Below are 25461 nucleotides of genomic sequence, written 5' to 3'. Positions count from 1 at the left end.
AGCTCAACTCTTTGGGCCGGAAGAGCGCTTACCTTTTTCGGCCCTTTGCTGCAACAATAGGGGGTAGCATGAAAACAAAATGCGTGGTGATTGGCATAGGCAATCCCTACCTCCAGGATGACCGGGCCGGTGTGGTTGTGGTCGAGCGACTGGAGCATGAACACCTACCCTGTCAGACCGAGGTGGTCTATACAGTTGGCTTCGAAGTGATGGACAAAATCCGCGGCTTTGAGAGAGCCATTATTGTTGACGCCTGCAAACTGGGCAACGTGCCAGGCACCATCATCGAGGTCACGGTGGATGACATCTTCACCACCCATGCTCTGGTCAACTCGCACGCCATCACCCTCGGCACAACCCTGAAAACCGGCTATATATGTTTCCCTGAGGATATGCCGACCGATATCCAAATCCTGCTCATTGAAGTCAAGGATATCACGGAGTTTACCCAACAGATGTCGCCTGAGGTCGAAGCTGCGGTGGGCAAGGTGGTTGAGCGGATCAAAGGTTTGATTACGGCAATGGTCTGATTGCAACCTTGCCGGTAGTGACAGAGGATATTGAATGCGCGTACGCTGACTTGCCAATATCCTCTTCAAAAAATAATTCTCTACCTTCAATGAAATAACCGATGACAACACAGCGGGAAAACGGCCAGGCCTTAGCTGTCCTAATTGACGCGGACAACGCCAGCCCGGCAATCATAGAGGGACTACTGGCGGAAATCGCCAAATTCGGCGTCGCCAATGTCAAAAGAATTTACGGCGACTGGACGACCCCCAATCTGGGGCAGTGGAAGGCGGTCCTGCTGGAAAACTCCATTCAGCCCATCCAGCAGTTCCGCTACACCACCGGAAAAAACGCCACCGACAGCGCCATGATCATCGATGCCATGGATCTCCTCTATACAGGCCCTTTCGATGGTTTTTGTCTCGTATCCAGTGACAGCGATTTCACCCGACTGGCTTCACGAATCAGAGAGGCCGGCAAGATGGTCTATGGTTTTGGCGAGCAAAAAACACCGCGACCATTTGTCGCCGCCTGCGACCGCTTTCTCTATACCGAGGTGTTCACCTCCAGCCCGGCAAACGGAGCAGGGTTGACGCCCCGCTCCAACAGTGAATTACGCAGCGACACCAGACTGCTGCTGCTCCTCAGAGCGGCGATCGAAGCCTCTTCCGATGAAAACGGCTGGGCCAACCTGGGACCGGTTGGCAGCAACATTGTCAAACAGGCCCCTGACTTTGATCCAAGGAACTACGGATACACCAAGCTCAGTGAATTGGTCACCGCCATAGGGCTGTTCACCATCGAACGGCAGGGCAAGAGTATTCTGGTGAAAAACGAACGGCAAAAGGGGAAGTGAGCGGGAATGAGGCATCAATCCGATCCAGTTCGCCGACCCAGCCAGAATAGCTTTCCACGGGGAGCGTCGGCCGAGCCATGGTGGGCAATGCTCGCCCGGGTCGGCGCCATCACCGGGCATTCAAGCGCTGCTCAAGGTTCCGGGCCAATTCCAGCATGGTTTGTATTTCGTCTCTGGTCGGGATACGGATACTCCAGGCATAGGGATCACATATGTCCTGGTACCTGTCCAGACTGCAAACCTGCGCTTCCAATCCCTGGATGGTCTCCGGCAGCCACTGTTTGAGTGCTGCCACCAGATCATGCATGGTATGGTTGTAGGGTAAACGACCAATCTCCATTAAAGCGGCCATGACCAGCTTTTCAATGGCCATGGCGATGAGATTGTAAAGAATTTCCGTGGTGAAGGCCTTTTTCTCCCGCAAAAAAGCGGCTTGCGCCAGATCGAGGTACTGTTGCCCTTCTCTCCTGTACTGCTGCCAGTCGGCAATGGGATGGGGACGGATATCGGCAAAGCCCACCAGATCCGGTTGGGCCTGATTCGGAAAATGCAGCATGGGTCTCTCTCCTACGAATATATACAGCTGACGCACGGACCACCGCCCAATACGCTCACAGATCCAAGACAGTAAAAATCCGTCGTGCCGGTGACAGGTTCCGGATTACACAGCCTGCCGCAGACAGATCAGCTCCGTTCGCCGCCACCCGACCTGTTGATAAAATTGCAGAGCCGGGGTGTTATTTGCATCGGCAAGGAGCTGCATCCGGGTTGCTCCCTGTTCCCGGGCCCAGGCCGCCATCGCCTCCAGCAGAGCACGCCCGACCCCTTGCCCCTGGGCCTCTTCCGCAACCACCACATCCTCGACCAGCACCGCCGGCCCGCCCTCGGCGGTTGAAATCACCACCTGACCGGTGCACATCCCGACGATCCTGTTCTCGTTTTCCGCGACCAGCACACAGCCCCGACTGTTGTTCAGCATCAGGTTCAGTCCCTGGTGCTGTTTTTTTTCATCCCAGTCGAAATCCGCTTCCAGGGAAAAAAGGAGGCAAAGCAGAGCGGTCAAGTCATCCAGATCTTCGTGCCGGGCCCTGCGCACCATGAGCATGGGCATGCCCCCTGCATCAGACAAGCAGATACTCGTCCACCGGGCTGCCATCCTCGAGACCATCAAGAATGGCATCAATGATGGCAGTGCTGTTGACCCCCTTGTACCACCAGTTCTCCGGCTGCACCACCAGGATCGGACCTTGTTCACACTGCTTGAGGCAACCGGTGGCAATCACCTGGACATCCATACCACGGTCAAGCAGCTCCTCTTCGAGGTACTGGAGAAACCCATCGGTCTGTTTATGACAGATCCCCTTGGGGTCACCTTTGACACGAAAACTCTGACAGACAAGAATTTGTTGCGCTGAAACAGCCATTGTTGTTCCTTCCTTATGAGTGTGTTTTTTTAATCATGTACCACATCGCTGTTTTTTGCCGCCACCGTAGAGGACATCCACGGTTCCTTCGATGTTCTCCTCGGTGAGAAGCACATGAATACCCTGGCTTGCGAGGATCTCCCGGGGCCTTTGCCCTGCACTGGCAGCCAGCAGGACAAAACAATCGTTGAGGGTCCGGGCCAACTGCTCCCAGCGGGATTCACCACCTCCTGGCGCCGGCGCCTGCCTGGTCTCGAGCAGACAGGTGAGGCCGTCACCCCTGGGGCCATAAATAAGCAGGGTATCAGCCTGGCCGAGATGCAGGTCGACATCGATACCGGTGGCGCTCGCCACCGCCACATTAGGTCTCTCGTTGCTTGGCTTGGGCAGTTTCGGTTGCGCAGTCACCTTGGCACCGCATCCGCAGCCAGATGCACAACCCCGCTCAACTACCGACATCCCTTGTAAAGAGGTCTGCAGATATTGACTGGTCAAAGCGCTGATCTGTTCCATCTGTTCCCGGGTGGGCGGCACTGGTCCGTCCACGGCCTGGGGATCAGGTGTATACGGCACCAACTCCATGGCCGTGGCACCCAGCGCGGCCATGTTCTCGGCGATCATCACCGCCTGATGCGCATTGATACCGGGATAGATTGTCGTGCGGATCCTGACCTCCACCCCGGCCGTGGCCATGGCCTGAACGGTTTTCGGTTGGGTGGTGACGAGTTGCGCCACGGCTCTGGACAAGGGGAGGGTTTTTGTTCCCGGACGAATCCAGGCATACAGTTTTTCCGCGGTGGCCGGTTCCATGGTCTCGACCTGGATGGTGACCCGGTCCAACCCTGCCGCGGCCAGCTCCGCGGCACACCCCTCGCCATCAAGCCCCAGAGTCGTCAGGGTAATACGCAGCTCAGGATGATGTTTTTTCAGCAAGGCGAGGGTCGCCAGCGTCGTGGCCATGGAAGCCAGGGGGTCGCCGGGATCCTCCAGTTCGACATCTGCCAACCCTTGATGAAGCGCGACCTCGCGGAGGGCTTCCTCAGGGGTCAGGACCTGGTCGAGGTGTTTCTCCGGGGCATGCCGAAGGCGGTACAGGGCCCGCGGTGCCACCGGCAGCTTCAGGGTCTTGACAGGGGCGGCGGTTGCCCGCTGAGCGAATCGGGATGCGCTGGTAATGGGGATAACAGTCATGATAGGTTGCTCACGGATCCAGGTTGATGAATAAGGAAAGACCCGCCGGGGGGTCCTGCTGACCCGGCAGGGCTGTCTGCATCACAAGACGAGTTCGAATTGCTCTTCCGGATCGTCGCGGTCCTTGCGGTCGAGAAGGACATCGAGCACCTTTTCCAGCAGGCGCAGGCCACCCTTATACCCAACGGTGGGGAAATACTGATGCCCCTGCCGATCAAAAATGGGGAAACCCCAGCGGATAAAGGGCAGATCTTCGTCGCGGGCAATATATTTTCCGTAGGTATTGCCGATGAGCAGGTCCACCGGATCGTTCTTGATCCACTGGTGGAGGAGAAACAAATCGCCCCGCGCACGTACATTCACCGGAACCGGCAGGTCCTTGGTCAACTCCCTGATCCTTTTTTCAAAGCGCTTGCCCGGGGTGCCGGTCACGATATGCACAGGGCACATGTCAATGGAAACCAGGAACTCGGTCATGGCGATCAACTGATCAGGATCACCAAACAGGGCGACTTTTTTCTGGTAGAAATATTGATGCATGTCCGAAATCAGATCCACCAACTGACCGCGCTCGCAGGTTATCTCCTCCGGGACCACGGTACCGCTGACGATGCGCAGGGCATCGATGAACCGGTCAGTGGCCTTAAGGCCAAAGGGCATGTCCAGGATACGACAGGGCACCTTGTGCTTGGTGTCGAGCAGGCGAGCGGCATCGGCGGAGCACCATTCACCCAATGCCAGGGTACCTGTGGCATCACCGCATCCCTTTAACTCCCCCACCGTCACGCCACCCTTGGGAAACATGTGGTATTCACCGGACAAGGGACCATTGAGGATACCGGATGTGTCGGGAAAAAGGGTGATCTCCGCACCGACCAGGCCAGCCAGCCGTTTGATTTCCTCCATGTCGGAGGGCTCGACCCATCCAGGGATGACATTGACCTTGCCATTCTTCTTGCCTGTCGGCTCGGCCAGGTCGGCCATCGCCTTGACCATATTGGCAAATCCGGTGACATGGGAACCAACGTAACTTGGCGTGGGCGCACCGATCAGCGTTTTCCCCTTGGGCACGGTGCCTTCTTTGCGGGCCTTGTCAAATATCTGGGGAAGATCATCACCAATCGTCTCCGACAGACAGGTGGTATGGACAGCGATCACCTCCGGATTGTAGACAGTGAAAATATTGTTGATGGCCTGCAGCAGGTTGGCCTGACCCCCGAACACCGACGACCCCTCGGTGAAGGAACTGGTGGCTGCGGAAACAGGTTCTTTATAGTGCCGGGTCAACGCACTGCGATGATACGCGCAGCAACCCTGGGACCCATGGCTGTGGGGGAGGCAGCCATGAATGCCCAGAGCCGCGTACATGGCGCCGATGGGCTGGCAGGTCTTGGCCGGATTGATGGTGACGGCACTGCGCTCGTTGATTTCCTTGGGAGTATGTCGAAGTAGCATTGTTCTACCCTCTTGGTTAATACGTTATTCCCACACATACGTGGCGGAGAGTTCCGGACTTTCCTGCCAGGGCGCTTTCATATAGCCCCAGACCTTACTGTTGACCAGGCGATCGATTTCCTTGTAGAAATTAATCGCTCCCCGGAACCCGGCGTAGGGCCCCCCTGAATCGTAACTGTGCAGTTGTTTCATGGGGATACCCAGTTTCTGGATCGAATACTTTTCCTTGATGCCGGCACAGAAAATATCGGGTTTCATCAACTCCACCAGCTTTTCCGCTTCATACTGATTGAGATCATCGATGACCAGGGTGCCAGCCTCCATATCGGGGAGGATGCCGTCGTATTCCTTGAACTTGAATCCTCTGGCTTCCAGTGCCTGCATCTCGGCATCGGTTTTACGTGGCTTATAACGCTCCGAATCCGGTTCTATTTCTATCTCCTCGATATTACGGCTGTCGGCATCCACCTTAAGATTTGGGATCACCTGTCGCCCTTCATAATCGTCGCGATGGGCAAACTCATACCCGGCGGACAAGGTCTTCATACCCATTTCCGTGAAAAGATCCTGATAGTGATGTGCCCGGGAACCGCCGACAAAAAGCATGGCTGTCTTGCCCTGGGTGCGGGGCAGCACTTCCGCAAGCACCGCTTCGACCTGGGGCATTTCTTCAGCGATCACCGCCTCGACCCGGTCGATCAGTTCCTGGTCACCAAAATATTCCGCTATCTTGCGCAGAGATTTGGCGCTGGACCGGGCACCGATAAAATTGACCTTGATCCACGGAATACCGAATTTCGTTTCCAGCATATCGGCCACGTAGTTGATCGAGCGATGGCACATGACACAGTTGAGATCCGCGGTGTGGGCTGAAGCGAACTGGTCGTAGGTCGAGTTGCCGGAAAAAGTGGAAATGGTTGTGATACCGCATTTTTCCAAAATACGGTCAATTTCGAAACCATCGCCGCCGATATTGTACTCCCCCAGCAGGTTGATCTTGTATTTTCCCGGTTTTTCTTCGTCGTTCTCGCCGACCATGTGGGTGAACACCTGATTGTTGGCGATATGGTGGCCGGCTGATTGAGAGACCCCCTTGTACCCTTCGCAGCTGAAGGCAAACACATTGCAGTCACCCAGTTTTTCCTTCATGTTGCGGGCAACAGTGTGGATATCGTCACCAATCAGACCTACCGGACAGGTGGCAAACACCGTGATCGCCTTGGGGTGGAAGAGGTCGTAGATCTCCTGAATCGCCTGGGCCAGCTTCTTCTCGCCACCGAAGATAATATCGGAATCCTGCATGTCGGTGGAGAAGCAATAGGTCATGTAGTTTTCACCGTCCACACCGGCATCAGTCTGGTTGCGCCGCGTCAGCCAGGCGTAAAAACTGCAACCGATGGGACCATGCACCAAGTTGACGATGTCCCGGGTCGGCCCCATGATGACACCCTTGCAACCGGCATAGGTGCAGCCGCGCATAGTGATGATACCCGGAATGGTACGGACATTGGCGGTGATTTCAGGGGTGTCGTTTTCCAGGGCCTCATTGATGAGGATCTGTTTGGCCCGCTTCCGCGCCACCTTGGGCGGGTATTTCTTCAGCAGCTCTTCCTTGATATCCGTAGGCTGCAATTCAACCAGCTTTTTCTTTGCTGTTGCCATGATTATGTACTCCTTGGTTTCCCCAGGCTCAGGAAATAGACTGCGCACCAGTTTCGCCGGTTCGAACCCGAACAGCGTCAACCAGTGGCATCACGAAGACCTTGCCGTCTCCGGGTTTCCCTGTTTTATTGGTTGCAATGAGGGTCTCGACCACCGTATCAACAAAACCGTCCTCCACCACGATGGTAATCAACCGTTTCGGATACAGCTTACCCTTCTCCCCAAGGAGAGAGGCCGCCTCTTCATACCCATCGCTGGCGCCCTTAAGCACCTGAGGATTGACAAATCCCTTGCCTCTGCCGGTGGCTTCGTGGACGAAAAAAGCATCCACTCCAGCCTCGGTCAGGGCTTTTTTGTTCTGGTTCATCATGTTCATGCGCACAATGGCGATCACTTCTTTCATGCCGCCACCTCCAGAGCTCCTTCCTGCACTCCGGAGCTGATGGTGTACGCACATTCCACCTCGCTGACGAAGATCTTCCCGTCACCGAAGGCGCCCTTGCCGCTGGAGCGTGCTGTATTCATAATGGTCTTGATGACAAAGTCCTTGTCTTCGGCCCGAACAACGCTCATCAGCATGGTTTTGGGAATCTCGTCGTAGGTCACCTCACCAATTTTGATGCCGCGCTGTTTACCCCGGCCGGCAACCGAGTATTTGGTCACTGCGGGAAATCCTGCATCCATAAGGGCGGCAAGAACGGCATCAGCTTTTTCCGGTCTGATGATGGCTCTGATCATGATCAACATGGGTGTATCTCCTGTGTAGATAGAAAGTAACAGCCTGCAGGACATCGATTCGAAGGCGGGTCAACTCCAGGCATACGGTTTCGATTTCTTTCCCCCTTGCAAAGGGGAAAGGTTGGCCGATTATCTGCTTCTTCTTTACGCTTCCATAAGGCCATAGTCCAAAAGCAGCTGCTCCAACTCTTCAATGGCCAGGGGAGTGGGAATGACGAACATTTCATTTTCATCGATCGCCCTTGCCAAGGTCCGATAGGCATCGGCCTGTTTCGCGTTCGGATTCCATTCGATCACGGTCTTGCGGTTGATTTCCGCCCGCTGGACATCGTTGTCACGGGGGACAAAAGCGATCATCTGCGTACCGAGCTTCCTGGCCAGTTCTTCAATCATCTCACGTTCGTTATCCACGGCACGAGAATTACAGATCAGGCCGCCCAGACGGACATTTCCGGATTGGGCAAATTTCATGATCCCTTTGCAGATATTGTTGGCTGCATACATGGCCATCATCTCGCCGGAACAGACAATGTAGATTTCCTCGGCCTTGCCGTCGCGGATCGGCATGGCAAATCCGCCACAGACGACATCGCCAAGCACGTCATAAAAGGCATAATCCAGCCCTTCACTATCGGCATAGGCCCCCAACTGCTCGAGCATATTGATGGAGGTGATAATCCCACGACCAGCACAACCAACGCCTGGTTCCGGGCCGCCGGACTCGACACACCAGGTCCCGCCGTACCCCATTTTGCGAAGATCGTTAAGCTCCACGTCCTCCCCTTCCTCTCGCAGGGTGTCAAGGACCGATTTCTGGGCCAGACCACCGAGCAGCAGCCGGGTTGAATCCGCTTTGGGATCACAGCCAACCACCATGACCTTTTTGCCCATCTCCACCAGACCTGCCACCGTGTTCTGGGTGGTGGTGGATTTGCCGATACCGCCTTTTCCGTAAATTGCTACCTTTCTCATGACCTTGGCTCCTTCCTTATGAATGCGGGATACTGCTGGTTTATTCCAGTCCGCTGTCAGTGTTCCTGAGCAGGCGAAAAAAACCGCCTTGTTGCCTTGTCTAAGGCAAAGCCTGTGCCACAAGGGGTAAATCCACTTTAATCGTTTAATATCAAATACTTAAAAACTTCTTTTTTGTTGAAATTGCCCGAACGGTCCGGCAAGGGCCCAATCCATGATTGTCGCCACTGCGACAATTTGGAAGCTCATCAACAAAAGTGTCACTTTAAGCGGATTCTCTTCTCATTGACATTTTCCGGAGCCAGGATAGAGTGTCCCCCTGGTAAAGCAAGAGGAAGCCTGGAACGGGCAACGCATAAGCCGGATTGCAGTTTTCTCCTCCTGCCGCCACCCCCAATCCGGCCTTTTCTCAGTGCCATGGACCGAGACGATCAAGATTACACCCCTCGCGGGCCGATACCCATGTATCAACCGGTCCCCGCATCCTCCCAGGCTCCAGGGCTCTCGCAGGCACTGGCCTGGCTGGTCGGCATCCTCTTTCTAACGGTTTCCGTGCTGCTTTTCTTTTTGGGCAGGACACCGGCCTGGCACGGCCTGGTCAACAATATCGCCATCAATTTCCTCGCCATCATGGTCGAGGCCCTGCCGTTCATGCTCATCGGTGCCCTGGCCGGCGGCCTGATCGAAGTCTTTGTGCCCGTGGCCTGGATAGAAAAAATGTTTCATCGCCACCGCACCCGCTCCGTCCTGCTCGCCGGCACCATGGGCCTTTTTTTCCCGGTCTGCGAATGCGCCATCATCCCCGTGGTCAGACGATTGCTTGGCAAAGGTATACCCCTGGCGGCCGCCCTCACTTTTCTGCTCGCCGGCCCTATTGTTAATGTTATCGTTGCCTTTTCCACCGCCGTTGCCTACAACTACGACTGGGTGGTGGTGGCCGTGCGCCTTGGCAGCGGTTACTGTATCGCTGTCTGTATCGGATTGTTGCTGGGACGATGGTTTAATCGGGACAACGGCATCCTGCCTGAATGGCGCAACAGCGGTGCGGCTTCCTGCGGTCACCAGAGCTGTGCCCACGACCGGAACAACAGTGGTGCACTTGCAGATCGTGTCCGCCATGCCCTGGGACATGCCTGCGACGATTTTTTCAGTGTCGGTTTCTATCTGGTTATCGGTGCCTTCATTGCTGCCCTGGTCCGCAGCATAACACCGATGGATATTTTCAGTCATCTGCTCGCCAATCCCGAGCAGGCCATCGTACTGATGATGATCATGGCCATGCTGCTCAATCTCTGCAGCGAAGCCGACGCCTTTATCGCTGCCAGTTTCAGAGGGGTGCTGCCGGGCAGTGCCCAGATGGCCTTCATGGTATTGGGGCCGATGCTGGACGTTAAACTGCTCCTGATGTATTTCAGCGTCTTTCGCAAACGCCTCATTATTGCTTTGTCCCTGTCGGTTTTCATCGTGGTTCTGCTATGGATGATTGGCCTGCAGACCTTCTTTCCTGCCCTCCTGCTGTAGTTCCATGCTCTACCGAATTCTGAAAAGTTGCGTTCTGGCCGCCTGGATCGTTTTCTTTGCCTGGTTGGTCACATACGGCCAGAGCAGTCTGGCCCGACTTCTCCATCCTCAACTCTGGTGGCTTGTGGCCTGCGGTACCGTGATTCTGGTGTTGTTTCTGGCAGTGAACCTGACCAGGCCGGCGGTGGAGCAAGCCAATCCGAACATGCTCCGCTGGCAATGGCCAGCCCTGGTCATTCTGCTCGTTCCGTTGCTGTACTGGGTGCCGGTCCATGAGGCCAGATTGAATGCCGACACCTTTTTGCAAAGAAGTTTACGGACCGCGGATGGTTTATTGATCCCTGGATTTATCGAAAAGAGGGCCAATGGGGAAGCATGGGAGGATGAAACGAGGGGCGAGGTGTCCCTGACCGGATTGTACCGGAACAGCGATCGATATCTTCATGAGGAGGTGGAGGTGGTCTGTCGGCTGCTGCACGACCCGCAGCTGCCTGAGGAATTCCTGGTCTGCTACCGGTTCAGGATAACCTGTTGCGCCGCCGATGCCCTGCCGGTCTTCGTTCTTATCGACCCAAAAGAGGACAGCGACCTCGCCAATGACAGCTGGGTTCGCGCTCGGGGACGGCTGACCCTGTATGCAAGGCACGGCTTCACTATTCCCCTGATCATCGATACCACCTTGTCGGCAGAGAGCGAGCCCGCTTTTCCTTATCTGTTTTAGAAACTACGAAAGATCGAATCCGCGTCATATAAGATGATTCCAGCAAGATATATCCAAAACAACAGCAGCCGTCACGGATTCAGGCAAAGGAAAGTCTGCCCGACCTGGAAACTGGCCAAGTTGCATCAGTTTTCTTCGATCTGTTTTCGAAACCAGGCCAGTTGATAGGCACGGATCCTTTCCAGGTCCAGGTGATAGATATCCGGGGGAAAAAGAAAAGCGACTACGCCGGTATCGAATATACGCTTGACCTCGTATTCATCATGGGCCACGTCGCGCTGATAGATGTAATTGAGATAAGAGCGATTGGTATGGAGAATGAATTCGATGCGCATGCCGCCGGTCCGGGCAAAGAACTTCAGCATCGAGGTTTGACCTGAACTGCCGGTGGCCGTGCCGTGGTAGGCACCGCCGGTCAAGGTGTCGGAAATATCTTCCAGGGTCATGAACGATTCGGCCCTGGCTGCACTGCGGGTGAGGTGACGTACGAAGCGTTTAACATCGTTGACTGAATTGAGCACGGCCATCAATCCCAGCTCATCGTCCACCGCGGTGGCGGGATTTTTTTCATTTTTACGCAGAAGTTTGAGCACCTTGGCCGAGGGCGGCTTTTTACGAATCGTCACATATATGGGAATGTCGGTGTTCTGGTCGCGAAATCTGCGACGCTTGACCAGTGTCAATTTCTCCCCCGGAGCCGGAGACATCATCAAGGCCTCCTCCTCCCCAAGAACCCGGACGGTGCTACAGCTGAAATCATCGGGGTCATGAGTGGAATGGAGATAGCTGATATCGAGATCTCCAATCTTGCAACCAGGATTCCAGACAAAAGAATTGAGAAAGTCGAGAAAAACGGAGAATTTTTCCGCTATTCTCGTCTCCCGCTCCCTCTGGTCGATGGATCCGGCCAGCCCCATGAGCGCCAGTTTTCTTTTCGCCTCAAAGCGGGCCTTGCGATGATAGCGGTCATCAAAAAGGATCAGCAACAATTCAACCGGATCCCAGGCCGTAACGATCTCGTTGGTGGTTTCGATGTGGGCACTGTACGGGGCAAGGACCTTGGCTCGCAAGGAGGTGATAACATCATCGGCGGTCCGGGCATATTCACGCAGATGCCCGACAATTTCCTGACTGTTTCCGCCTTTGAGATCAAACATGTTGCCAAGCAGCAAATAGGCTCGATCCGCTGCCCTGGCCCGCAGCCGCCGATCATGGATCAGGGCCAGAACCTCATCGAAGGTGTTGATGCCGAGAAGATCGAAAATCTGATTGCGGACGGAACGGTATTTGGTCTTGAGCAACTGGTTGGTACGGATGGTCTGCACCCAGGCCTTTGCCTCCCGGGAGTATGGGTGATGGTCCAGAGGTGGCGCCTCTTCCACCGCAAAGGGTCCATCCTGCAGCATGGCGGAGAAAACGGAATGCTGACTTAAGATGCTCATGGGAAAAGAGTGCCGGGATGCACAGCCCCTGAGGATGGGCACCCGTCAGAGGTTATAAGTGCGGCGCCTTTGTGTTCCATAAGCCGGCACCCGTCGCCCTTCGGAGTTTTTTTCAATACGCTCATGGATCGAGAATTATTTTTTCAGCATGGTGAAGAAATTATGCATCATGGATCTGAAGGTCGTGGCGAGAACAGCTGCTCTGACTTCAGCTTGTTCCACAAGTCCCTGGGTCCTTGGGTGATCGGCCTGACCGATACCGACCATCTCATGGGCGATCAGTCGTGCTACATCCTCAGGGGCGCCAAGATGGTTGTCACATTGCAGACCGATGATATGGGGACGACCCTCCAGGCAACATGCTTCTACCATGCAGTCCTTTGAGGTGGCAAGCAAAACCATGTTTCGCGGCAGAGGTGATTCAATGGCCCGGGTGTGCCATTTAAAAAGGGGAAAGGAAGAGCTGACACCGAGAAAAAGGGGATGTTTTTTCCCCTGGTGGGTTTGATGTCCGTCGATGAATCCGATACTGGTACCATACCCGGTACCAATGGATGCGCCAGCGGTCTCGGCCAACAAGTGCTGTCCCAGATTGAATCCCAGACAGGGCCGGTTCAAATTAACCCAGGCACGAATGAGCCGTTTTTCCTCGCGAAGAAAAGGGTATTGTTTCTCCTGATCGTTCTGAAACGGTCCGCCGAGAATAATCAAGCCATCATAATCGGCAAAGTCAGCGGCGCTTTCCTGGCTGACGTTGATTCTGTGCAGCCTGACCCTGCTCTCCCTGGCAGACTGCAGCAGTAATTTCCCGGGAGACTGCCATTCGGCATGCTGTAGCACGAGAACTCGATACGCCATATGTTCTGTTTTCGAAAAGGAAAAAGGCTGCCCCGCAGAGAGGAGGAGATCGGGGCAGCCCAAGGAGGAGGTGGAACAGAATCTCCTGCTGCCAATAAACAGGAGAAACAATGCCGGCCAATGCACCGGCTCCAGACAAAAGGATAGACAAGGTTCGACACAAACCGTGACACACCCACATGGTGCCTGCTGTCGATCCTTTACTGATCAATAACATTACAAGATGTATGCCAATAACCTCGATCAAGCCTTTTTATCCTCTAACAACGAGAACTACACAGAAATATAAGGCTTTTTTCCCTTGACCGCGAGACGGGCAAAATTCCCCTCCTGCTTGTTCATTTCATTTTTGTGCTCTTTTTGGAACGGTTGAAACAAAAACGACACATAAAGCGGTTGCTGAAAAAACCCTTTCTCTGGTTTTCATTTTGACAGCACCCACCGCGCATTGATACCATACACTAGCAGCAGAAGACTGCGCAGCCTCGACCAACATCTCAACCCAGTTGCGTAACCCTGCATCATGTCATTTCAGGTACCACAGGAGAATAACAGTGAATTTCGGTTCAATCATCGATACTGCCCTGGAAAAGACCAGGACCATCACCGCACCCATCGGCGACTTTCTGGAAACGACAAACCTGCCGCAGCAGATCAGCGAAGTCGATTTCAGTGGCTTATTCACCAATCCCTGGTTTCTCGTCCCCTTCATTGCCCTCGTTGCCTACCTGCTTTATAAACAAGCCTTCCGCGACCTGATCATTTTCGCCGTGCTCCTGGGGGTCTGGTACGCCTCGGGCACGGAATACATGCAGACCTTGGTGGTAGGAGATGAGTTACAGGTCAACAAAGTACTGCCGGTGCTCTTTGGTGGAGCAGCTATTCTCGGCTTCATCATTTACCTGCTCTTTGGCCGTTCCGATTGACCACCTCAGCAGACCACCTCGCCGCCGGACTATTCAGGCGGCATATCACAATGAATCAGTTCCCGTTGGAGTAGCATGGAGTACCGTAACGCAATTTTTATTGTCAGCGAGGAACGCTCCTGTCCGATTTATAATGTTGGCGAGGAATTCAAGGTCGAGGACATGGCGCTGACCGTCCCCGAGGCCAAACCGGCCTGCCTGATGATGGTACGCGAACTGATGAAGGCGGTCTCAACCGCACAGAGCTTTGAACGCTTTACCCATTACGGGATCAGAAAAGTGAAATTTGAATGCGGCGGCTGCACCGGTATCATCCGGTTCGAATTCAAGAAAGAAAAAGAATTCGCCACGTTGCAAATGAAACTACTGGCAGCGGCGGAGCAGCGGGCCAAGATGCGTCATCTGGATAAATTTTACGATACCCTCCGCGGCCTGGAGATTTTCGAACCTCTGGATGAGGACAGCCTCCGCGATCTCTCCGCCCAGCTGCGGCTCAAGGAATACCGTGAAAACAAAATTATTCTGAAAAAAGGAGACCCGGGCACCAATCTCTACATTGTGCTCGAAGGTCGGGTGGCGGTCATCGGTGATGAGGGGCAAACCCTGTCCGAGATGGGCGTCGGCGATATTTTCGGAGAAATGAGCCTCCTGTCCGGGGAACCGGTAACCACCTCCATTCACTCCCGCGATCGAACACGCCTTGCCACCCTCTCCAGCAAGGACTTCAAGCATGTCCTCAACAGATACCCCGTGCTGCAGGTTTTCTTCTACCGCATGCTGGTGGAACGCGCTCAGGCTAACACCATGCGGTCAGGAACCATCAGCTCGGGCATGACCGGTCGACTCTCGGAAATCAATGCGGTTGAACTGTTCCAGTTAATCAACTCCAGCCAGAAAACCGGTAAAGTCCTGCTGACTCTTGATGACGGCAACGCGGTGGTCACCTTCAACGAAGGCGAGCTGGTCAAGGTGCAATACAGAGAAATCACGGGCAAGGAGGCCTTTTTCACTCTTCTGGCCAAGGGGGAAGGAAACTTCACCTACACATCCGGACTGAGCCCTGAAGACATGGAACTACCGGTGATCGGCGGTTTCATGGGGCTGATCATGGAAGGAATGCGGCGGATTGACGAGCAGGAAGGATAGCGTCAGATCTTCTGGAACACCAGGCAGGCGTTGGTCCCTCCGAACCCATAACTGTTGCTCATCACCACAGCCAGGTCGGCATCACGGTTTTCGGTGACAATATGCATCCCCACCGCATCCGGGTCCATATCCTCGATGTTGACCGAACCGGCAATAAAATTATTCTGCAACATCAGCAGAGAATAAATTGCTTCATGCACCCCAGCCGCTCCCAGGGAATGGCCGGACAGAGACTTGGTCGAACTGATCGGCGGTGTATCGCCCCCAAAAACCTCCTTGATGGCGCGTAATTCCACCAGATCACCTATCGGAGTGGAGGTACCGTGGGCATTGATGTAATCGACGTCTGCGTCCGTGGAGGCAAGCGCCAGACGGATACAGCGGACCGCCCCTTCGCCGGAAGGAGACACCATCTCATAGCCATCGGCGGTAGCGCCATACCCGACAACTTCTCCGTACATCCTGGCACCCCGTCGCCTGGCTCGCTCCAATTCCTCGAGAACAACAACGCCCGCCCCGTTGGCCACCACAAAACCATCCCGATTGCGGTCGTACGGGCGGGATGCTTTTTTCGGGGTATCGTTGAACCGGGTGGAAAGAGCCCCCATGGCATCAAACATGGCGGTTTGCGTCCAGTGTTCTTCATCCGAACCGCCGGCAAAGACCAGGTCCTGGCGGCCCATCATGATCTGCTCCATGGCGGCACCTATACAATGTGATCCAGTGGCGCAGGCCGAGGAGATGGAATAACACAGCCCTTTAATGCGAAAAGCACTGGTCAGGCAGGCAGACACCGTACTGCTCATGGTACGAGGGACCATGAAAGGGCTGAGGCGCTTGAGCCCTTTTGCGCGCATGACATCCGCGGTAGCCACCACATTTTCAGCCGAGGTTCCTCCGGATCCGATGATCAGACCCGTTCGGGGATGGGAAACCTCGTCTTCCTCGAGACCGGCATCGGCGATGGCCTGCTGCATGGCAATCGATGCATAAGCCGCCGCATGACCCATGAAACGGAGATTTTTTTTCTCAATCTGTTCTTTCAAATTGATGCGGGTAAAACCACCGACCAGCGAACGAAGCCCGATCTTCCGGTAGGGTTCATGGTAGCGAATGCCGGAACGGCTTTCGCGAAGGGAGGCGAGCACCGCTTCCACGGTATCGCCAAGCGGTGAGACAATACCCATTCCTGTTATAACCACTCTTCGCATGAGATGTGTTTTTTACCCTGTCCTTCAATAAATCCTGAATCGTGACGGCTGGACGCTTGTTTCGGATATATACTGCTGCAATCATGTAACAATTGCAGCAGAATCCTTGCCAATAACCTTCACCAGCCGCCCTTGGGGGCGTTCGCTCACGGATCCAGGTACATGAAAAAAAACCAGCGCTGCCAAGCGGTTTTCCTGCACTGTGGCGAGGAGCATCACCTTGTTGATACTTCTCATCAACGCACTCTGTTTCAAAATCCTGTCAAGAAAACAGGTTTAGTTTCAAAAAACAACATTTTTCAATGAGGATATGGAATTCCCCACGGTTATGCTTATAATGCAACCGATGGGTTGTCAGCGATTGCGACCACCCCGGGCGGCATGATCTCGACTGCCCGCATAGGGGGGACAACAGTGGGTTTCCACGCCTGGACGGATTCAAGGCACCTGTGTGACCGCTTTAATGTGACCTGAATCCGTGACGGCTGGACTCTTGTTTTAGATATACTTTGCTGTAATAATGTTTTAATTGGAGCGGAATCCTTGGTACTGAATTTCACCAGCCGCCCTTCGAGGTACCCGCTCACGGATTCAGGTGTGAGGAAACCCTGCCTACCGCACAGGTGCACCCCGTACTTGGTTGCCATGGAGCCCTTATCCCCCTTCACCCGACCCCTGAACGTCCAAATATTGAGGACACAACCGGTTGTCACCGTGAACGCGTCAACCAGAGGAGAGCGCCATGTTGAAGAAAACGATGCAGCAAGCGATGAATGATCAGATCAATGCGGAAATGTATTCTTCTTATCTGTACCTGTCCATGGAAGCCTATTTTCAGTCGATCAGCTTGAATGGATTTGCGGCCTGGATGCGCGCCCAGGTTCAGGAGGAGTTGATGCATGCGATGAAATTCTACGATTTCGTCCATGAGCGTGGCGGCCAGGTTACCCTGGAATCCATCGCCAAACCCGATACCACCTGGTCCTCCCCTTTGAACGCTTTTGAGGCCGTTCTCAAGCACGAGCAGCACGTCACCAGCCTGATTAATGACCTGGTGGACCTGGCTATCAGTGAAAAAGACCACGCTTCCAACATTTTTCTCCAATGGTTCGTCACCGAGCAGGTCGAAGAAGAGGCCAGTGTCGGTGAGGTAGTCGAGAAACTGCGCCTGATTCAGGACAATCCCTCCGGCTTGTTTATGTTGGATGCCGAAATGGGCAAAAGGACCTTCTCCGTCACTCCAGGAACCCCCGGCGAGTAAAATCCAACGGGGGAGTAGAGGCTTGAGCCTGAGGATGATCAAAACCAAGGTCATGGAACTGCTCCAGAGCCACGATCTGGCCGCCATCAGGCCAATACTGGAGCAGTATCCGGCCAAGGATGTAGTCAATGCCCTGTTTTCGCCCATCTGTCGCGAGGATCCGCTGATACGTTGGCCGGCGGTGATCAGTATGGGGGACGCGGTCATACGCCTGGCCGCGACAGACATGGAAGAGGCGCGGGTTGTCATGCGTCGTTTTCTCTGGAGCCTGAACGATGAGTCGGGAGGGATCGGCTGGGGGGCGCCCGAATGCATGGCCGAGATCATGTGTCGCCATGCCGGGCTGGCTGAAGAATACATCCACATGCTTATCTCCTATATGCGGCAGGATGGTGATGAACCCCTGCAGGACGGCAATTTTCTTGAACACCCGATTCTGCAGCGTGGACTTTTGTGGGGTATCGCCGGCCTGAGCCGTGCCCGTCCGGAGCTGCTGGTGGCAAAAGGTGCTGCCCGGGACATTCCTCCCTATCTCACGGCGCCGGATCCGGAAACCAGAGCCCTGGCCGCTCTGGCTGCCGGCGAGCTTCGCCTGGAAACAACACGGCCTGTCCTGCACCAGCTGAGCTCCGATCCCTCCCCGTTGACCCTGTACCTGGGCACCGACTTTGTCAAGACATCAGTCGGTGCCATGGCCAAGGCCGCACTTGATACTCTGAACCAATGAGCATTCCCTCCCTTTTCCCCGCCGCGGCCTGTGTGCAGTTCAACGTTGCTTTCGGCGATATTGATAAAAATATCGAACAGGTCGAGCACCTGATCAACAGCTGCCGGCCAGCGCCGGACACCCTGCTGCTGCTGCCGGAGATGTGGACAACTGGTTTTGACTATGCCCACACCGCCGAGCTGGGTGCCCGGACCCCGGAAATCGTCTCCTCCATGGAGCGGATGGCAGCACGGCATCAGATCTATCTGGCCGGAACCCTGACCGAGCTGCCGGGCAATGAAGCCCTGCCGTTCAACATGCTCTACCTGGTCGGTCCCGAAGGAGTGGTCGGCCGAGTCGCCAAGCAGCACCTCTTTGCCCTCTGGCATGAGGACCAACACTATCAGGGTGGACAGACTGCACCGCTGCTGCAGACCCCTCAAGGCCCCTTGGGGGCGCTGATCTGCTACGAGCTTCGTTTCCCGGAACTGGCACGCCGGCAGGTCTTTGCCGGTTGCCGTATTGTGGCGGTATCCGCCCAATGGCCCCTGGTGCGGCTCGACCACTGGCAAACCCTGCTGCGGGCCCGTGCCATTGAAAACCAGAGCTATGTTGTGGCCGCCAACGGATGTGGCCGGACCGGCTCGATGGAACTGGCCGGTCACTCCATGATTATTGGCCCGGACGGCACGGTCCTGCGTGCCGCCGGGACCACCGCAACGGTTATTGCCTGCCCCTTGGACACAGCCCAGGTGGATGGACAGCGCAGCAGGTTTTATCCCGCCGGCCGGCGGGCCTGGTTGAGCGCTGACAGCGAAAAGATCAAAACCCTGGACGAGCTGCTTGCCGAACTAACCCTGATCCGAAGGGACGGGAGTCGCATCGCCTTTACCAATGGCTGTTTTGATATTCTCCACCCCGGTCACGTCAGCTACCTTGAAGAAGCCCGTCGCAGCGCCGACTGCCTGGTGGTGGGGGTCAATACCGACATTTCGGTCCGGGCTCTCAAAGGGGCTGATCGGCCGATCAACGGTGAAGAAGACCGGGCCCGGGTGCTGGCGGCACTGGGCTGTGTCGATTATGTGGTGCTCTTTACCGAAGAAACGCCCCTTCACCTGATCACCGCCATCATGCCCGATGTACTGGTCAAGGGTGCCGACTGGGCAGAAAAGCAGATCGTCGGCGCCGCTGAAGTCAAGGCACAGGGGGGGCGACTGCTGCGCATACCCTTTACCCACCAGTGCTCGACCACTACCCTTATCGACAGAATCAGAACAGCAGTTCCCGATTAAAAATTCTCAACAACATGTTCCCACCAAGGAGAACCACTGATGACAACCGTGAAAATTCAAGGCATGAGCTGCCAGCATTGTGCTGCGGCGGTGCAAAAAGTTGTACAAGAGTTGGGCGCCACCATGGTGCAGGTTGATGTAGCCCGGGGCGAAGCCCGCTTCGAGGGCAAGGTGGACCAGGAGGCCTTGCGGCGGGCGATGGCGGCGCAAGGGTACGAAGTGCTTGCTTAACCGGGCACTGGCATCCTACCTCGGTAGCCCTGAACAGCTATAAAAAAACAGCCAGGGACATCAACCAGCCGACCGCACAACCCAGCACAGAGGTTGCAAACATCAGTCGACAGGCCTGGCGGATATGGCATGTCCGCACCGCTGCCAAGCCCACCCCGATATACGGTTTCTCCACCAGCACCCCACCATAGGTATTGGGGCCATTCAATCGCACCCCCAGTGCTCCGGCAAAAGCCGCTTCCGGATAACCGGCATTGGGGCTGGCATGCCGCCGGCCTTCATGCCAGGCGGTGACCAGAGCGGATCGACCTGCGGCGCCGATCAGCCAGGCGGCCAAAGCGATGAGCGGCACAGCCAGCCGGGCGGGCAGGAAATTGGCGGCATCATCGATTCTGGCCGCGGCTCTGCCAAAAAACAGGTAGCGGGGATTCTTGTACCCCACCATCGAATCCAGGGTATTGACCATCTTGTAGGCCATGGCCAGGGGTGCGCCACCGATGACAGCAAAAAAGAGCGGGGCGAGAACACCGTCCACTGCGTTTTCAGCCACGGTTTCCACCGTGGCCCTGCCAATATCATCGGCCTGGTACTGCTCCACATCCCGGCCGACAATCATCGCGACCTTGGCGCGGGCCTGATCAACTTTTCCGTTGACCAGCAGGGCATGGATCTCCAGGCCTGCCTGAGCAAGGGAACGAGCCGAAAAACAATAAAAGAGGAGTACCGTCTCGACCGCAAAGCCCAGGGCACCATGGATCCGATAGGACATGAAAACCGTACCGGCGGCAAGTCCCCAGCATCCGAGGATGAGCACAGCGGCGAAGACAAGACCGGCAAGGAACTCACGGGCCAAAAGACGACGAAAAAATGGCTCGGCAATCTCGATGGCCCGGCCCATCCAGCGAACAGGATGGGGAAGGCGCCGTGGGTCGCCAAAGCAGGCATCAAGAAAAAATGCTGTCGGCAGAGCCAGCCAGGGCAGCAGATCGAGCAAGGTCATGGCCGACCTCAGGCCCGGTCAGAGCCGGAGCCGACCAGGTCAAGAAGATACCCGGCAACGATTTCATTGGTGGATGGATCCTTGAGGGCAATGCGGATATAGCCTGTATCGAGGCCATGAAAATTGCTGCAGTTGCGGATAAGGTAGCGTTGCCTGGCCAGAGCCTGGCAGACAACCTCAGCCTCAAGCGGCTTGGGGAGGGCCATGAGAAAATAGGAGGTCTCGCTCGGATACAGAGTGAGCCTGGCCAACCGCATCCGATCCCTCAACAGGCGACCCTCCCCGGCCAGGTAGCCGTGGGTGCGGGCAATAAAGGCCGTCGCCTCATCAACATTGGCTCCGAGAAAACGGACTGCCTCCTGGGCCAGGCTGTTGACGGACCAGGGTTGCATGTAGCGGCGAAACCCCTCGAGAAGCACTGGATTGGCAATCAGAAACCCGGCCCGCAACCCGGGCATGCCGAAAATTTTCGACACCGACCAGAGGACCAGAACATTGTCGAGCCCGCAATGCCCCATCCCCTTGCCCTCCTCCGAGGCGACAAAGGGCAGATAGGATTCGTCAATGATGAAGCGCACCGCTGGAAACCGGCGGCACAAGGAGAGCAGAGCGTTGTGCGGGATCAACTGACCGGTGGGATTGTTGGGGTTGCAGAGAAAGACCGTATCATAGCCCCCAAGGGTCGCCTCCAGCCGCTCCGGATCAAGGACAAACCCGGTGGCTGCAGTCGCCAGGAAGAAGTCGGGTTCGAGACCATGCATTCTGCAGCCATCGGCGTAATCAGCATAGGTGGGGCCGACAATCAGGACCTTCCGGCAGTTGAGCGCGGCACAGGCTGCATAGATGAACTGGGTGGTGCCGCCACCGGCCAGAATACGCTCCTCCGCGATCCCCAGGAGGGCGGCAACGCCCCGTATTGCCGAACGACCGTCTGCCTCGGGCAGAACCCGGATGCGATCCAGGTGTTCACGCAGATGCTCGAGCAACCCGGGCAAGGTTCCCAATGGGTTGATATTGCTGCTCAGATCAACAATCTCTTCCGGCCTGCAGCCCAGTTGCTCGGCCACGGCAAAGATGTTGCCGCCATGCCCCTGGATCATCGCTCCATCCTCTGCAGACTGGACGGCAACAGCGCCGCGATCGCCCTGATATCAAGGTGGCGGGCCGCATGTTCAGCCAGCAGTTCGTAGGCTTGATCCCGGGCCGCTGGTCCATGGAGTTCATCAACGACCACATCCCCAAGCCCGAGACCAGCCAACCAATGACTGGTAATGGCCGGGGTATCGAACAGCCCGTGCATGTAGGTGCCGATGACCCGGCCATCCTCACTGCGGCAGCCATCGACATCCTCGCAGGCCTCTGCATTCCGACGCTGGACCTCCATCAGAACCCGGCCGGCGGACAACCTTGTCTGTCCCATATGGATTTCGTACCCTGTACCGGCGATGGCATCCCAGGTGAAATCGGTGAGCGTGGTGGTTTTGGGCGCCTTGAGCACGGTCTCCACCGGCAGCAGGCCCAGGCCGGCGATGGAACACGGTTCCCCCTCAATGCCGTCTGGATCGTGGACCCAGGTACCCAGCATCTGGTAGCCACCGCAGATGCCCAGCAGATGTCCTCCGCCCCCGCTGTAGTCGAGAATTTTTTTCCGCCAGCCGCTCGTCTCAAGCCATTGCAGATCGCTGCTGGTACTTTTTGATCCTGGCAGGATCACAGCTCGAAATCGATCAAGGTCTTGCGGTGACTGCAGATAGACCAATCGGCAGCCCTCCAGCTTGGCCAGGGGATCGAAATCGGTGAAATTGGAAATATGAGGCAGGCGGATAACGGCAATGGCTGGTTCGGATGAAGTGGACGGATCAAAAGGCCGGGTATTTTCGATCACCACTGCATCCTCGGCCTCAATGTGGAAATGCCGGTACCAGGGAAGGACTCCGAAAACCGGCTTGCCGGTCCGCTGTTCGATCCAGCTGATCCCTTTGTGGAACAGGGCGATATCACCCCGGAAACGATTGATAATAAAGCCCCGCACCCGATCCTGCTGCTCAAGAGAAAGACAGGCCAGGGTGCCGATGATCTGCGCAAAAACCCCACCGCGATCGATGTCGGCCACCAGGATAACCGGAGCATCGGCAGCAGCGGCGGCGCGCAGATTGACAATATCATGCTCCATCAGATTGACCTCGGCACAGGAGCCGGCCCCTTCCATGATGACCAGGTCACAACCGCGGCGGAGACGCTCCAGGGCGGCGCAACTTTCGCTGAACAGATATTCTTTCTGGGTGTAATAGGACTGTGAGGAGGCCTCCATCCAGGCGCGGCCGTTGAGCACCACCTGCGATCCCACATCGCTGACCGGCTTGAGCAGGACCGGATTCATGTCGGTGTGCGGGGCGATGCGGGCCGCCTCTGCCTGCACGATCTGCGCCCGACCCATCTCCAGCCCTTCGGCGGTGACACCGGAATTATTGGACATATTCTGAGCTTTGAAGGGTGCTACCCGGATACCCTGGTTGGCAAAAATCCGGCACAGGGCCGTGGTGACAATACTTTTTCCCACATCCGATCCAGTCCCCAACACGGCCAGACATGCTGCCTTTTCTGCCATTTTTCCCTCCGCCCAAAGGTTGCTCTTCGTCCACTTCTCGTTGGTATACCTTAGCCAGCACTCTCGGGTTGCCCTCCCCGGCTGATTGACCAGCTCATATATCCCTTGCCAACTCGATGGCCAGGGGGAAGAGCGCCGCCCGGGAGTCATGACCCTGGATCCGTGCGGACGGGCGGCTGGTGAAGGTTCTCTTTAAGGATTGTGCCGCAATTATAATATGATCACAGTAAGATATATCGAAAACAAGCGTCCAGCCGTCACGGATTCAGGATTACCCCTCGATGCCTTTACGGGCACTGATGCCTCGGTCATAATAGTGTTTGACTGCCCGCATCTCGGTCACCAGGTCAGCACGCTCCAGCACCGATGGCGGCGCTCCCCTGCCGGTAAAGACCAGTTCCACCTCCGAAGGCTTCCGGGCGATGAGAGCAAGCAGGTCACCTTCGCCGAGCAGCTTGAGTGCCACCGCCACATTGATCTCATCGGCAATCACCACATCATATCGCCCGCCGACCAGAGCCTGCTCGACCGCTGTCAAGCCCTGCCTGGCAGCATCTACATCCTCCTGGCCCGGTTCAACCAGCAGGAAACACCCCCGGCCAAACTGTTCGACAGTGATGACATCGGCAAGGCGCTGGAGAATCTTAAGTTCACTGTACTCGGCATTCTTGATGAACTGGCCGAGATAAACCCGGAGACCCGCACCGGCAGCACGTATGGCCAATCCCAAAGCTGCTGTGGTTTTTCCTTTGCCGTCACCGGTATATACCTGCACCAAACCGCGCATAAGCAGACCCTCCGAAAAATACCCGTATCGCAGCCGATCACGGGGCTGGCACCTGATAGCAAGGGTGCAGGGTAATGCAGAAGAGTATTAGAGAATCAACGGAGAACAGTCAACAGCTTTTCGTTCTCAGAACCCGAGGGAGAAAAGCAGCAGATTGATCTATTGAACCTCACCGAGGAAAATCCTTCAACCGGGATTGGCTGACAAATCGATGATCATCGAGCTTCCGACTTGGCAATCTGCCAATATAACATTGAAAAAAAACAAAAAAAAGTTTAGCTATTCAGTCAAATCATACTTTTTTTGCATGGAGGAACATCATGAAAACAACCAAGAGGTCGCACTCCCTGTCCGCACCATATCACCTTGGTGCCCTCGGTGCCCTTGCCGTCCTTTTCTGTCTTCTTGCAGTGCGACCGGTCGCTGCTGGTAACGAGTTCAGGGTCGGGGCCGTGTTGCAGGTCCCGTTCAGCATCTCCGGTTCCGGTGTCGCCTTTAATCAATCCGGCATCCGGCTCGGCCTGACCGGGCAATATGCGGATATTGATGACGACACGATCATTATCAATCGCTTTATTGACAACCAACCCGAAACTGACGGTCGTCTCACCCGGCAGGTCGTTACCCGGGAGACCGTAAAGAAAGATGAAGGTAACAGGGTTATCGGCCTGGAGGCCAACCTGTTTTTCGAAATCTTCAACAACTGGAACGGAACAGTCGAACTCCTTGGCTTCTATGGAACCAACGATGTCCAGGGAGCCCTGGGAGCCGGATACAGCTTTACCCACGATCTGTTTGTGGTCGGCAAACTCATGTTTCCCTATTCTGAGGTCGGTCTCCGCTACATGTACCTGCCGGAGATCTTTTTCGGCGTCAAAACCCTGGGCTCGTTCAGCCCGGACACGACCACTTATATAAACGAAATCATAACAAATAAATAATC

General features: G+C 55.7%; 28 protein-coding genes. 12 read left to right on the top strand and 16 right to left on the bottom strand.

The genetic code is table 11. The features are described from left to right. Positions 1-68: 68 nt before the first annotated feature. Positions 69-530, top strand: a complete 462-nt coding sequence (locus JWG43_RS11705) for a hydrogenase maturation protease (RefSeq protein ID WP_205243115.1) — start codon at positions 69-71, stop codon at positions 528-530. Between the two features lie 101 nt (positions 531-631). Further along, positions 632-1366 (top strand): NYN domain-containing protein, encoded by a 735-nt coding sequence (locus JWG43_RS11700; protein ID WP_205243114.1) that lies wholly within the window; start codon positions 632-634, stop codon positions 1364-1366. Between the two features lie 109 nt (positions 1367-1475). Here JWG43_RS11700 and JWG43_RS11695 read toward each other — a convergent pair whose 3' ends face one another. From JWG43_RS11695 to nifH, 9 genes are all read right to left on the bottom strand, one after another. Continuing rightward, positions 1476-1922, bottom strand: a complete 447-nt coding sequence (locus JWG43_RS11695; RefSeq protein ID WP_205243113.1) for a hypothetical protein — start codon at positions 1920-1922, stop codon at positions 1476-1478. 105 nt (positions 1923-2027) lie between these two features. Next, on the bottom strand, positions 2028-2477 hold the full coding sequence (locus tag JWG43_RS11690) for a GNAT family N-acetyltransferase (RefSeq protein ID WP_240193544.1): 450 nt from the start codon (positions 2475-2477) through the stop codon (positions 2028-2030). A 10-nt stretch (positions 2478-2487) separates the two neighbouring features. Further along, the gene (locus tag JWG43_RS11685) at positions 2488-2790 is read right to left on the bottom strand and encodes a (2Fe-2S) ferredoxin domain-containing protein (protein ID WP_205243112.1); all 303 of its coding nucleotides are present in this window, start codon (positions 2788-2790) and stop codon (positions 2488-2490) included. A 33-nt stretch (positions 2791-2823) separates the two neighbouring features. After that, entirely contained in the window at positions 2824-3981 is a 1158-nt protein-coding gene (locus JWG43_RS11680; protein ID WP_205243111.1) for a NifB/NifX family molybdenum-iron cluster-binding protein, read from the bottom strand. Positions 3982-4062: 81 nt separating this feature from the next. Then, entirely contained in the window at positions 4063-5436 is a 1374-nt protein-coding gene (gene nifK / locus JWG43_RS11675) for a nitrogenase molybdenum-iron protein subunit beta (protein WP_205243110.1), read from the bottom strand. Positions 5437-5460: 24 nt separating this feature from the next. Beyond that, positions 5461-7098: a nitrogenase molybdenum-iron protein alpha chain gene (gene nifD, locus JWG43_RS11670; protein WP_205243109.1), complete on the bottom strand. Its 1638-nt coding sequence runs from the start codon at positions 7096-7098 to the stop codon at positions 5461-5463. A 28-nt stretch (positions 7099-7126) separates the two neighbouring features. Next, the gene (locus JWG43_RS11665) at positions 7127-7501 is read right to left on the bottom strand and encodes a P-II family nitrogen regulator (protein ID WP_205243108.1); all 375 of its coding nucleotides are present in this window, start codon (positions 7499-7501) and stop codon (positions 7127-7129) included. Next, positions 7498-7845 (bottom strand): P-II family nitrogen regulator, encoded by a 348-nt coding sequence (locus JWG43_RS11660; protein ID WP_205243107.1) that lies wholly within the window; start codon positions 7843-7845, stop codon positions 7498-7500. The genes JWG43_RS11665 and JWG43_RS11660 overlap by 4 nt, the downstream gene beginning before the upstream one ends. Positions 7846-7980: 135 nt before the next feature. Next, complete coding sequence (gene nifH / locus JWG43_RS11655; protein WP_205243106.1) at positions 7981-8808, bottom strand: nitrogenase iron protein; 828 nt, start codon at positions 8806-8808, stop codon at positions 7981-7983. Positions 8809-9225: 417 nt separating this feature from the next. Here nifH and JWG43_RS11650 point away from each other — a divergent pair, with 417 nt between their 5' ends. Together JWG43_RS11650 and JWG43_RS11645 are read left to right on the top strand one after the other, a co-directional pair. Further along, positions 9226-10329, top strand: coding sequence for a permease (locus tag JWG43_RS11650; protein WP_205243105.1), 1104 nt, complete (start codon positions 9226-9228; stop codon positions 10327-10329). Positions 10330-10333: 4 nt separating this feature from the next. Further along, positions 10334-11050 (top strand): TIGR03943 family putative permease subunit, encoded by a 717-nt coding sequence (locus tag JWG43_RS11645; protein ID WP_205243104.1) that lies wholly within the window; start codon positions 10334-10336, stop codon positions 11048-11050. Positions 11051-11175: 125 nt separating this feature from the next. Here JWG43_RS11645 and JWG43_RS11640 read toward each other — a convergent pair whose 3' ends face one another. Next, positions 11176-12492: a hypothetical protein gene (locus JWG43_RS11640; protein WP_205243103.1), complete on the bottom strand. Its 1317-nt coding sequence runs from the start codon at positions 12490-12492 to the stop codon at positions 11176-11178. Between the two features lie 135 nt (positions 12493-12627). Next, positions 12628-13350, bottom strand: coding sequence for a type 1 glutamine amidotransferase (locus JWG43_RS11635; RefSeq protein WP_205243102.1), 723 nt, complete (start codon positions 13348-13350; stop codon positions 12628-12630). Positions 13351-13904: 554 nt separating this feature from the next. On the opposite strand from JWG43_RS11635, the gene JWG43_RS11630 reads away from it, so the two are divergent. Next, entirely contained in the window at positions 13905-14276 is a 372-nt protein-coding gene (locus JWG43_RS11630; RefSeq protein WP_205243101.1) for a hypothetical protein, read from the top strand. A 75-nt stretch (positions 14277-14351) separates the two neighbouring features. After that, positions 14352-15422, top strand: coding sequence for a cyclic nucleotide-binding domain-containing protein (locus tag JWG43_RS11625; RefSeq protein WP_205243100.1), 1071 nt, complete (start codon positions 14352-14354; stop codon positions 15420-15422). 2 nt (positions 15423-15424) lie between these two features. Here the strand turns inward: JWG43_RS11625 and fabB are convergent, their stop codons facing one another. Beyond that, positions 15425-16633: a beta-ketoacyl-ACP synthase I gene (gene fabB, locus JWG43_RS11620; RefSeq protein ID WP_205243099.1), complete on the bottom strand. Its 1209-nt coding sequence runs from the start codon at positions 16631-16633 to the stop codon at positions 15425-15427. Positions 16634-16795: 162 nt separating this feature from the next. Here fabB and JWG43_RS11615 point away from each other — a divergent pair, with 162 nt between their 5' ends. The 5 genes from JWG43_RS11615 to JWG43_RS11595 all read left to right on the top strand — a co-directional run bounded on the left by JWG43_RS11615 (position 16796) and on the right by JWG43_RS11595 (position 20123). After that, positions 16796-16939 (top strand): hypothetical protein, encoded by a 144-nt coding sequence (locus JWG43_RS11615; RefSeq protein ID WP_205243098.1) that lies wholly within the window; start codon positions 16796-16798, stop codon positions 16937-16939. 436 nt (positions 16940-17375) lie between these two features. After that, entirely contained in the window at positions 17376-17894 is a 519-nt protein-coding gene (locus JWG43_RS11610; RefSeq protein WP_205243097.1) for a ferritin, read from the top strand. A gap of 34 nt (positions 17895-17928) precedes the next feature. Next, the gene (locus JWG43_RS11605; protein ID WP_205243096.1) at positions 17929-18621 is read left to right on the top strand and encodes a DVU0298 family protein; all 693 of its coding nucleotides are present in this window, start codon (positions 17929-17931) and stop codon (positions 18619-18621) included. Continuing rightward, positions 18618-19892 (top strand): D-glycero-beta-D-manno-heptose 1-phosphate adenylyltransferase, encoded by a 1275-nt coding sequence (rfaE2, locus tag JWG43_RS19670; RefSeq protein WP_240193542.1) that lies wholly within the window; start codon positions 18618-18620, stop codon positions 19890-19892. The genes JWG43_RS11605 and rfaE2 overlap by 4 nt, the downstream gene beginning before the upstream one ends. Positions 19893-19931: 39 nt before the next feature. Next, the gene (locus JWG43_RS11595; RefSeq protein WP_205243095.1) at positions 19932-20123 is read left to right on the top strand and encodes a heavy-metal-associated domain-containing protein; all 192 of its coding nucleotides are present in this window, start codon (positions 19932-19934) and stop codon (positions 20121-20123) included. 37 nt (positions 20124-20160) lie between these two features. On the opposite strand, the gene cbiB is transcribed toward JWG43_RS11595, so the two are convergent. From cbiB to JWG43_RS11575, 4 genes are all read right to left on the bottom strand, one after another. Next, complete coding sequence (cbiB, locus tag JWG43_RS11590) at positions 20161-21123, bottom strand: adenosylcobinamide-phosphate synthase CbiB (RefSeq protein ID WP_205243094.1); 963 nt, start codon at positions 21121-21123, stop codon at positions 20161-20163. An 8-nt stretch (positions 21124-21131) separates the two neighbouring features. Beyond that, positions 21132-22223: an aminotransferase class I/II-fold pyridoxal phosphate-dependent enzyme gene (locus JWG43_RS11585; protein WP_205243093.1), complete on the bottom strand. Its 1092-nt coding sequence runs from the start codon at positions 22221-22223 to the stop codon at positions 21132-21134. After that, positions 22220-23731, bottom strand: coding sequence for a cobyric acid synthase (locus tag JWG43_RS11580; protein ID WP_205243092.1), 1512 nt, complete (start codon positions 23729-23731; stop codon positions 22220-22222). Before JWG43_RS11580 ends, JWG43_RS11585 begins: the two co-directional genes overlap by 4 nt. A 271-nt stretch (positions 23732-24002) precedes the next feature. After that, positions 24003-24518 carry a cob(I)yrinic acid a,c-diamide adenosyltransferase gene (locus JWG43_RS11575; protein ID WP_205243091.1) on the bottom strand — a complete coding sequence of 172 codons (516 nt, stop codon included), beginning with the start codon at positions 24516-24518 and terminating at the stop codon, positions 24003-24005. 320 nt (positions 24519-24838) lie between these two features. On the opposite strand from JWG43_RS11575, the gene JWG43_RS11570 reads away from it, so the two are divergent. Next, the gene (locus JWG43_RS11570) at positions 24839-25459 is read left to right on the top strand and encodes a hypothetical protein (protein ID WP_205243090.1); all 621 of its coding nucleotides are present in this window, start codon (positions 24839-24841) and stop codon (positions 25457-25459) included. Positions 25460-25461: the final 2 nt, after the last annotated feature.

Source organism: Desulfobulbus alkaliphilus, assembly GCF_016918545.1.
Classification (GTDB): Bacteria; Desulfobacterota; Desulfobulbia; order Desulfobulbales; family Desulfobulbaceae; genus Desulfobulbus; species Desulfobulbus alkaliphilus.
The sequence above is the reverse complement of the archived record's forward strand: the minus strand, read 5'-3'. Positions and strand labels throughout refer to the sequence as shown.

Excerpts from the sequence above, each read along its gene's own strand:
- JWG43_RS11705 (WP_205243115.1), top strand. The coding sequence starts at position 69 with ATGAAAACAAAATGCGTGGTGATTGGCATAGGCAATCCCTACCTCCAG.
- JWG43_RS11700 (WP_205243114.1), top strand. The coding sequence starts at position 632 with ATGACAACACAGCGGGAAAACGGCCAGGCCTTAGCTGTCCTAATTGAC.
- JWG43_RS11695 (WP_205243113.1), bottom strand. The coding sequence starts at position 1,922 with ATGCTGCATTTTCCGAATCAGGCCCAACCGGATCTGGTGGGCTTTGCC.
- JWG43_RS11690 (WP_240193544.1), bottom strand. The coding sequence starts at position 2,477 with ATGCCCATGCTCATGGTGCGCAGGGCCCGGCACGAAGATCTGGATGAC.
- JWG43_RS11685 (WP_205243112.1), bottom strand. The coding sequence starts at position 2,790 with ATGGCTGTTTCAGCGCAACAAATTCTTGTCTGTCAGAGTTTTCGTGTC.
- JWG43_RS11680 (WP_205243111.1), bottom strand. The coding sequence starts at position 3,981 with ATGACTGTTATCCCCATTACCAGCGCATCCCGATTCGCTCAGCGGGCA.
- nifK (WP_205243110.1), bottom strand. The coding sequence starts at position 5,436 with ATGCTACTTCGACATACTCCCAAGGAAATCAACGAGCGCAGTGCCGTC.
- nifD (WP_205243109.1), bottom strand. The coding sequence starts at position 7,098 with ATGGCAACAGCAAAGAAAAAGCTGGTTGAATTGCAGCCTACGGATATC.
- JWG43_RS11665 (WP_205243108.1), bottom strand. The coding sequence starts at position 7,501 with ATGAAAGAAGTGATCGCCATTGTGCGCATGAACATGATGAACCAGAAC.
- JWG43_RS11660 (WP_205243107.1), bottom strand. The coding sequence starts at position 7,845 with ATGTTGATCATGATCAGAGCCATCATCAGACCGGAAAAAGCTGATGCC.
- nifH (WP_205243106.1), bottom strand. The coding sequence starts at position 8,808 with ATGAGAAAGGTAGCAATTTACGGAAAAGGCGGTATCGGCAAATCCACC.
- JWG43_RS11650 (WP_205243105.1), top strand. The coding sequence starts at position 9,226 with ATGGACCGAGACGATCAAGATTACACCCCTCGCGGGCCGATACCCATG.
- JWG43_RS11645 (WP_205243104.1), top strand. The coding sequence starts at position 10,334 with ATGCTCTACCGAATTCTGAAAAGTTGCGTTCTGGCCGCCTGGATCGTT.
- JWG43_RS11640 (WP_205243103.1), bottom strand. The coding sequence starts at position 12,492 with ATGAGCATCTTAAGTCAGCATTCCGTTTTCTCCGCCATGCTGCAGGAT.
- JWG43_RS11635 (WP_205243102.1), bottom strand. The coding sequence starts at position 13,350 with ATGGCGTATCGAGTTCTCGTGCTACAGCATGCCGAATGGCAGTCTCCC.
- JWG43_RS11625 (WP_205243100.1), top strand. The coding sequence starts at position 14,352 with ATGGAGTACCGTAACGCAATTTTTATTGTCAGCGAGGAACGCTCCTGT.
- fabB (WP_205243099.1), bottom strand. The coding sequence starts at position 16,633 with ATGCGAAGAGTGGTTATAACAGGAATGGGTATTGTCTCACCGCTTGGC.
- JWG43_RS11615 (WP_205243098.1), top strand. The coding sequence starts at position 16,796 with ATGAAAAAAAACCAGCGCTGCCAAGCGGTTTTCCTGCACTGTGGCGAG.
- JWG43_RS11610 (WP_205243097.1), top strand. The coding sequence starts at position 17,376 with ATGTTGAAGAAAACGATGCAGCAAGCGATGAATGATCAGATCAATGCG.
- JWG43_RS11605 (WP_205243096.1), top strand. The coding sequence starts at position 17,929 with ATGATCAAAACCAAGGTCATGGAACTGCTCCAGAGCCACGATCTGGCC.
- rfaE2 (WP_240193542.1), top strand. The coding sequence starts at position 18,618 with ATGAGCATTCCCTCCCTTTTCCCCGCCGCGGCCTGTGTGCAGTTCAAC.
- JWG43_RS11595 (WP_205243095.1), top strand. The coding sequence starts at position 19,932 with ATGACAACCGTGAAAATTCAAGGCATGAGCTGCCAGCATTGTGCTGCG.
- cbiB (WP_205243094.1), bottom strand. The coding sequence starts at position 21,123 with ATGACCTTGCTCGATCTGCTGCCCTGGCTGGCTCTGCCGACAGCATTT.
- JWG43_RS11585 (WP_205243093.1), bottom strand. The coding sequence starts at position 22,223 with ATGATCCAGGGGCATGGCGGCAACATCTTTGCCGTGGCCGAGCAACTG.
- JWG43_RS11580 (WP_205243092.1), bottom strand. The coding sequence starts at position 23,731 with ATGGCAGAAAAGGCAGCATGTCTGGCCGTGTTGGGGACTGGATCGGAT.
- JWG43_RS11575 (WP_205243091.1), bottom strand. The coding sequence starts at position 24,518 with ATGCGCGGTTTGGTGCAGGTATATACCGGTGACGGCAAAGGAAAAACC.
- JWG43_RS11570 (WP_205243090.1), top strand. The coding sequence starts at position 24,839 with ATGAAAACAACCAAGAGGTCGCACTCCCTGTCCGCACCATATCACCTT.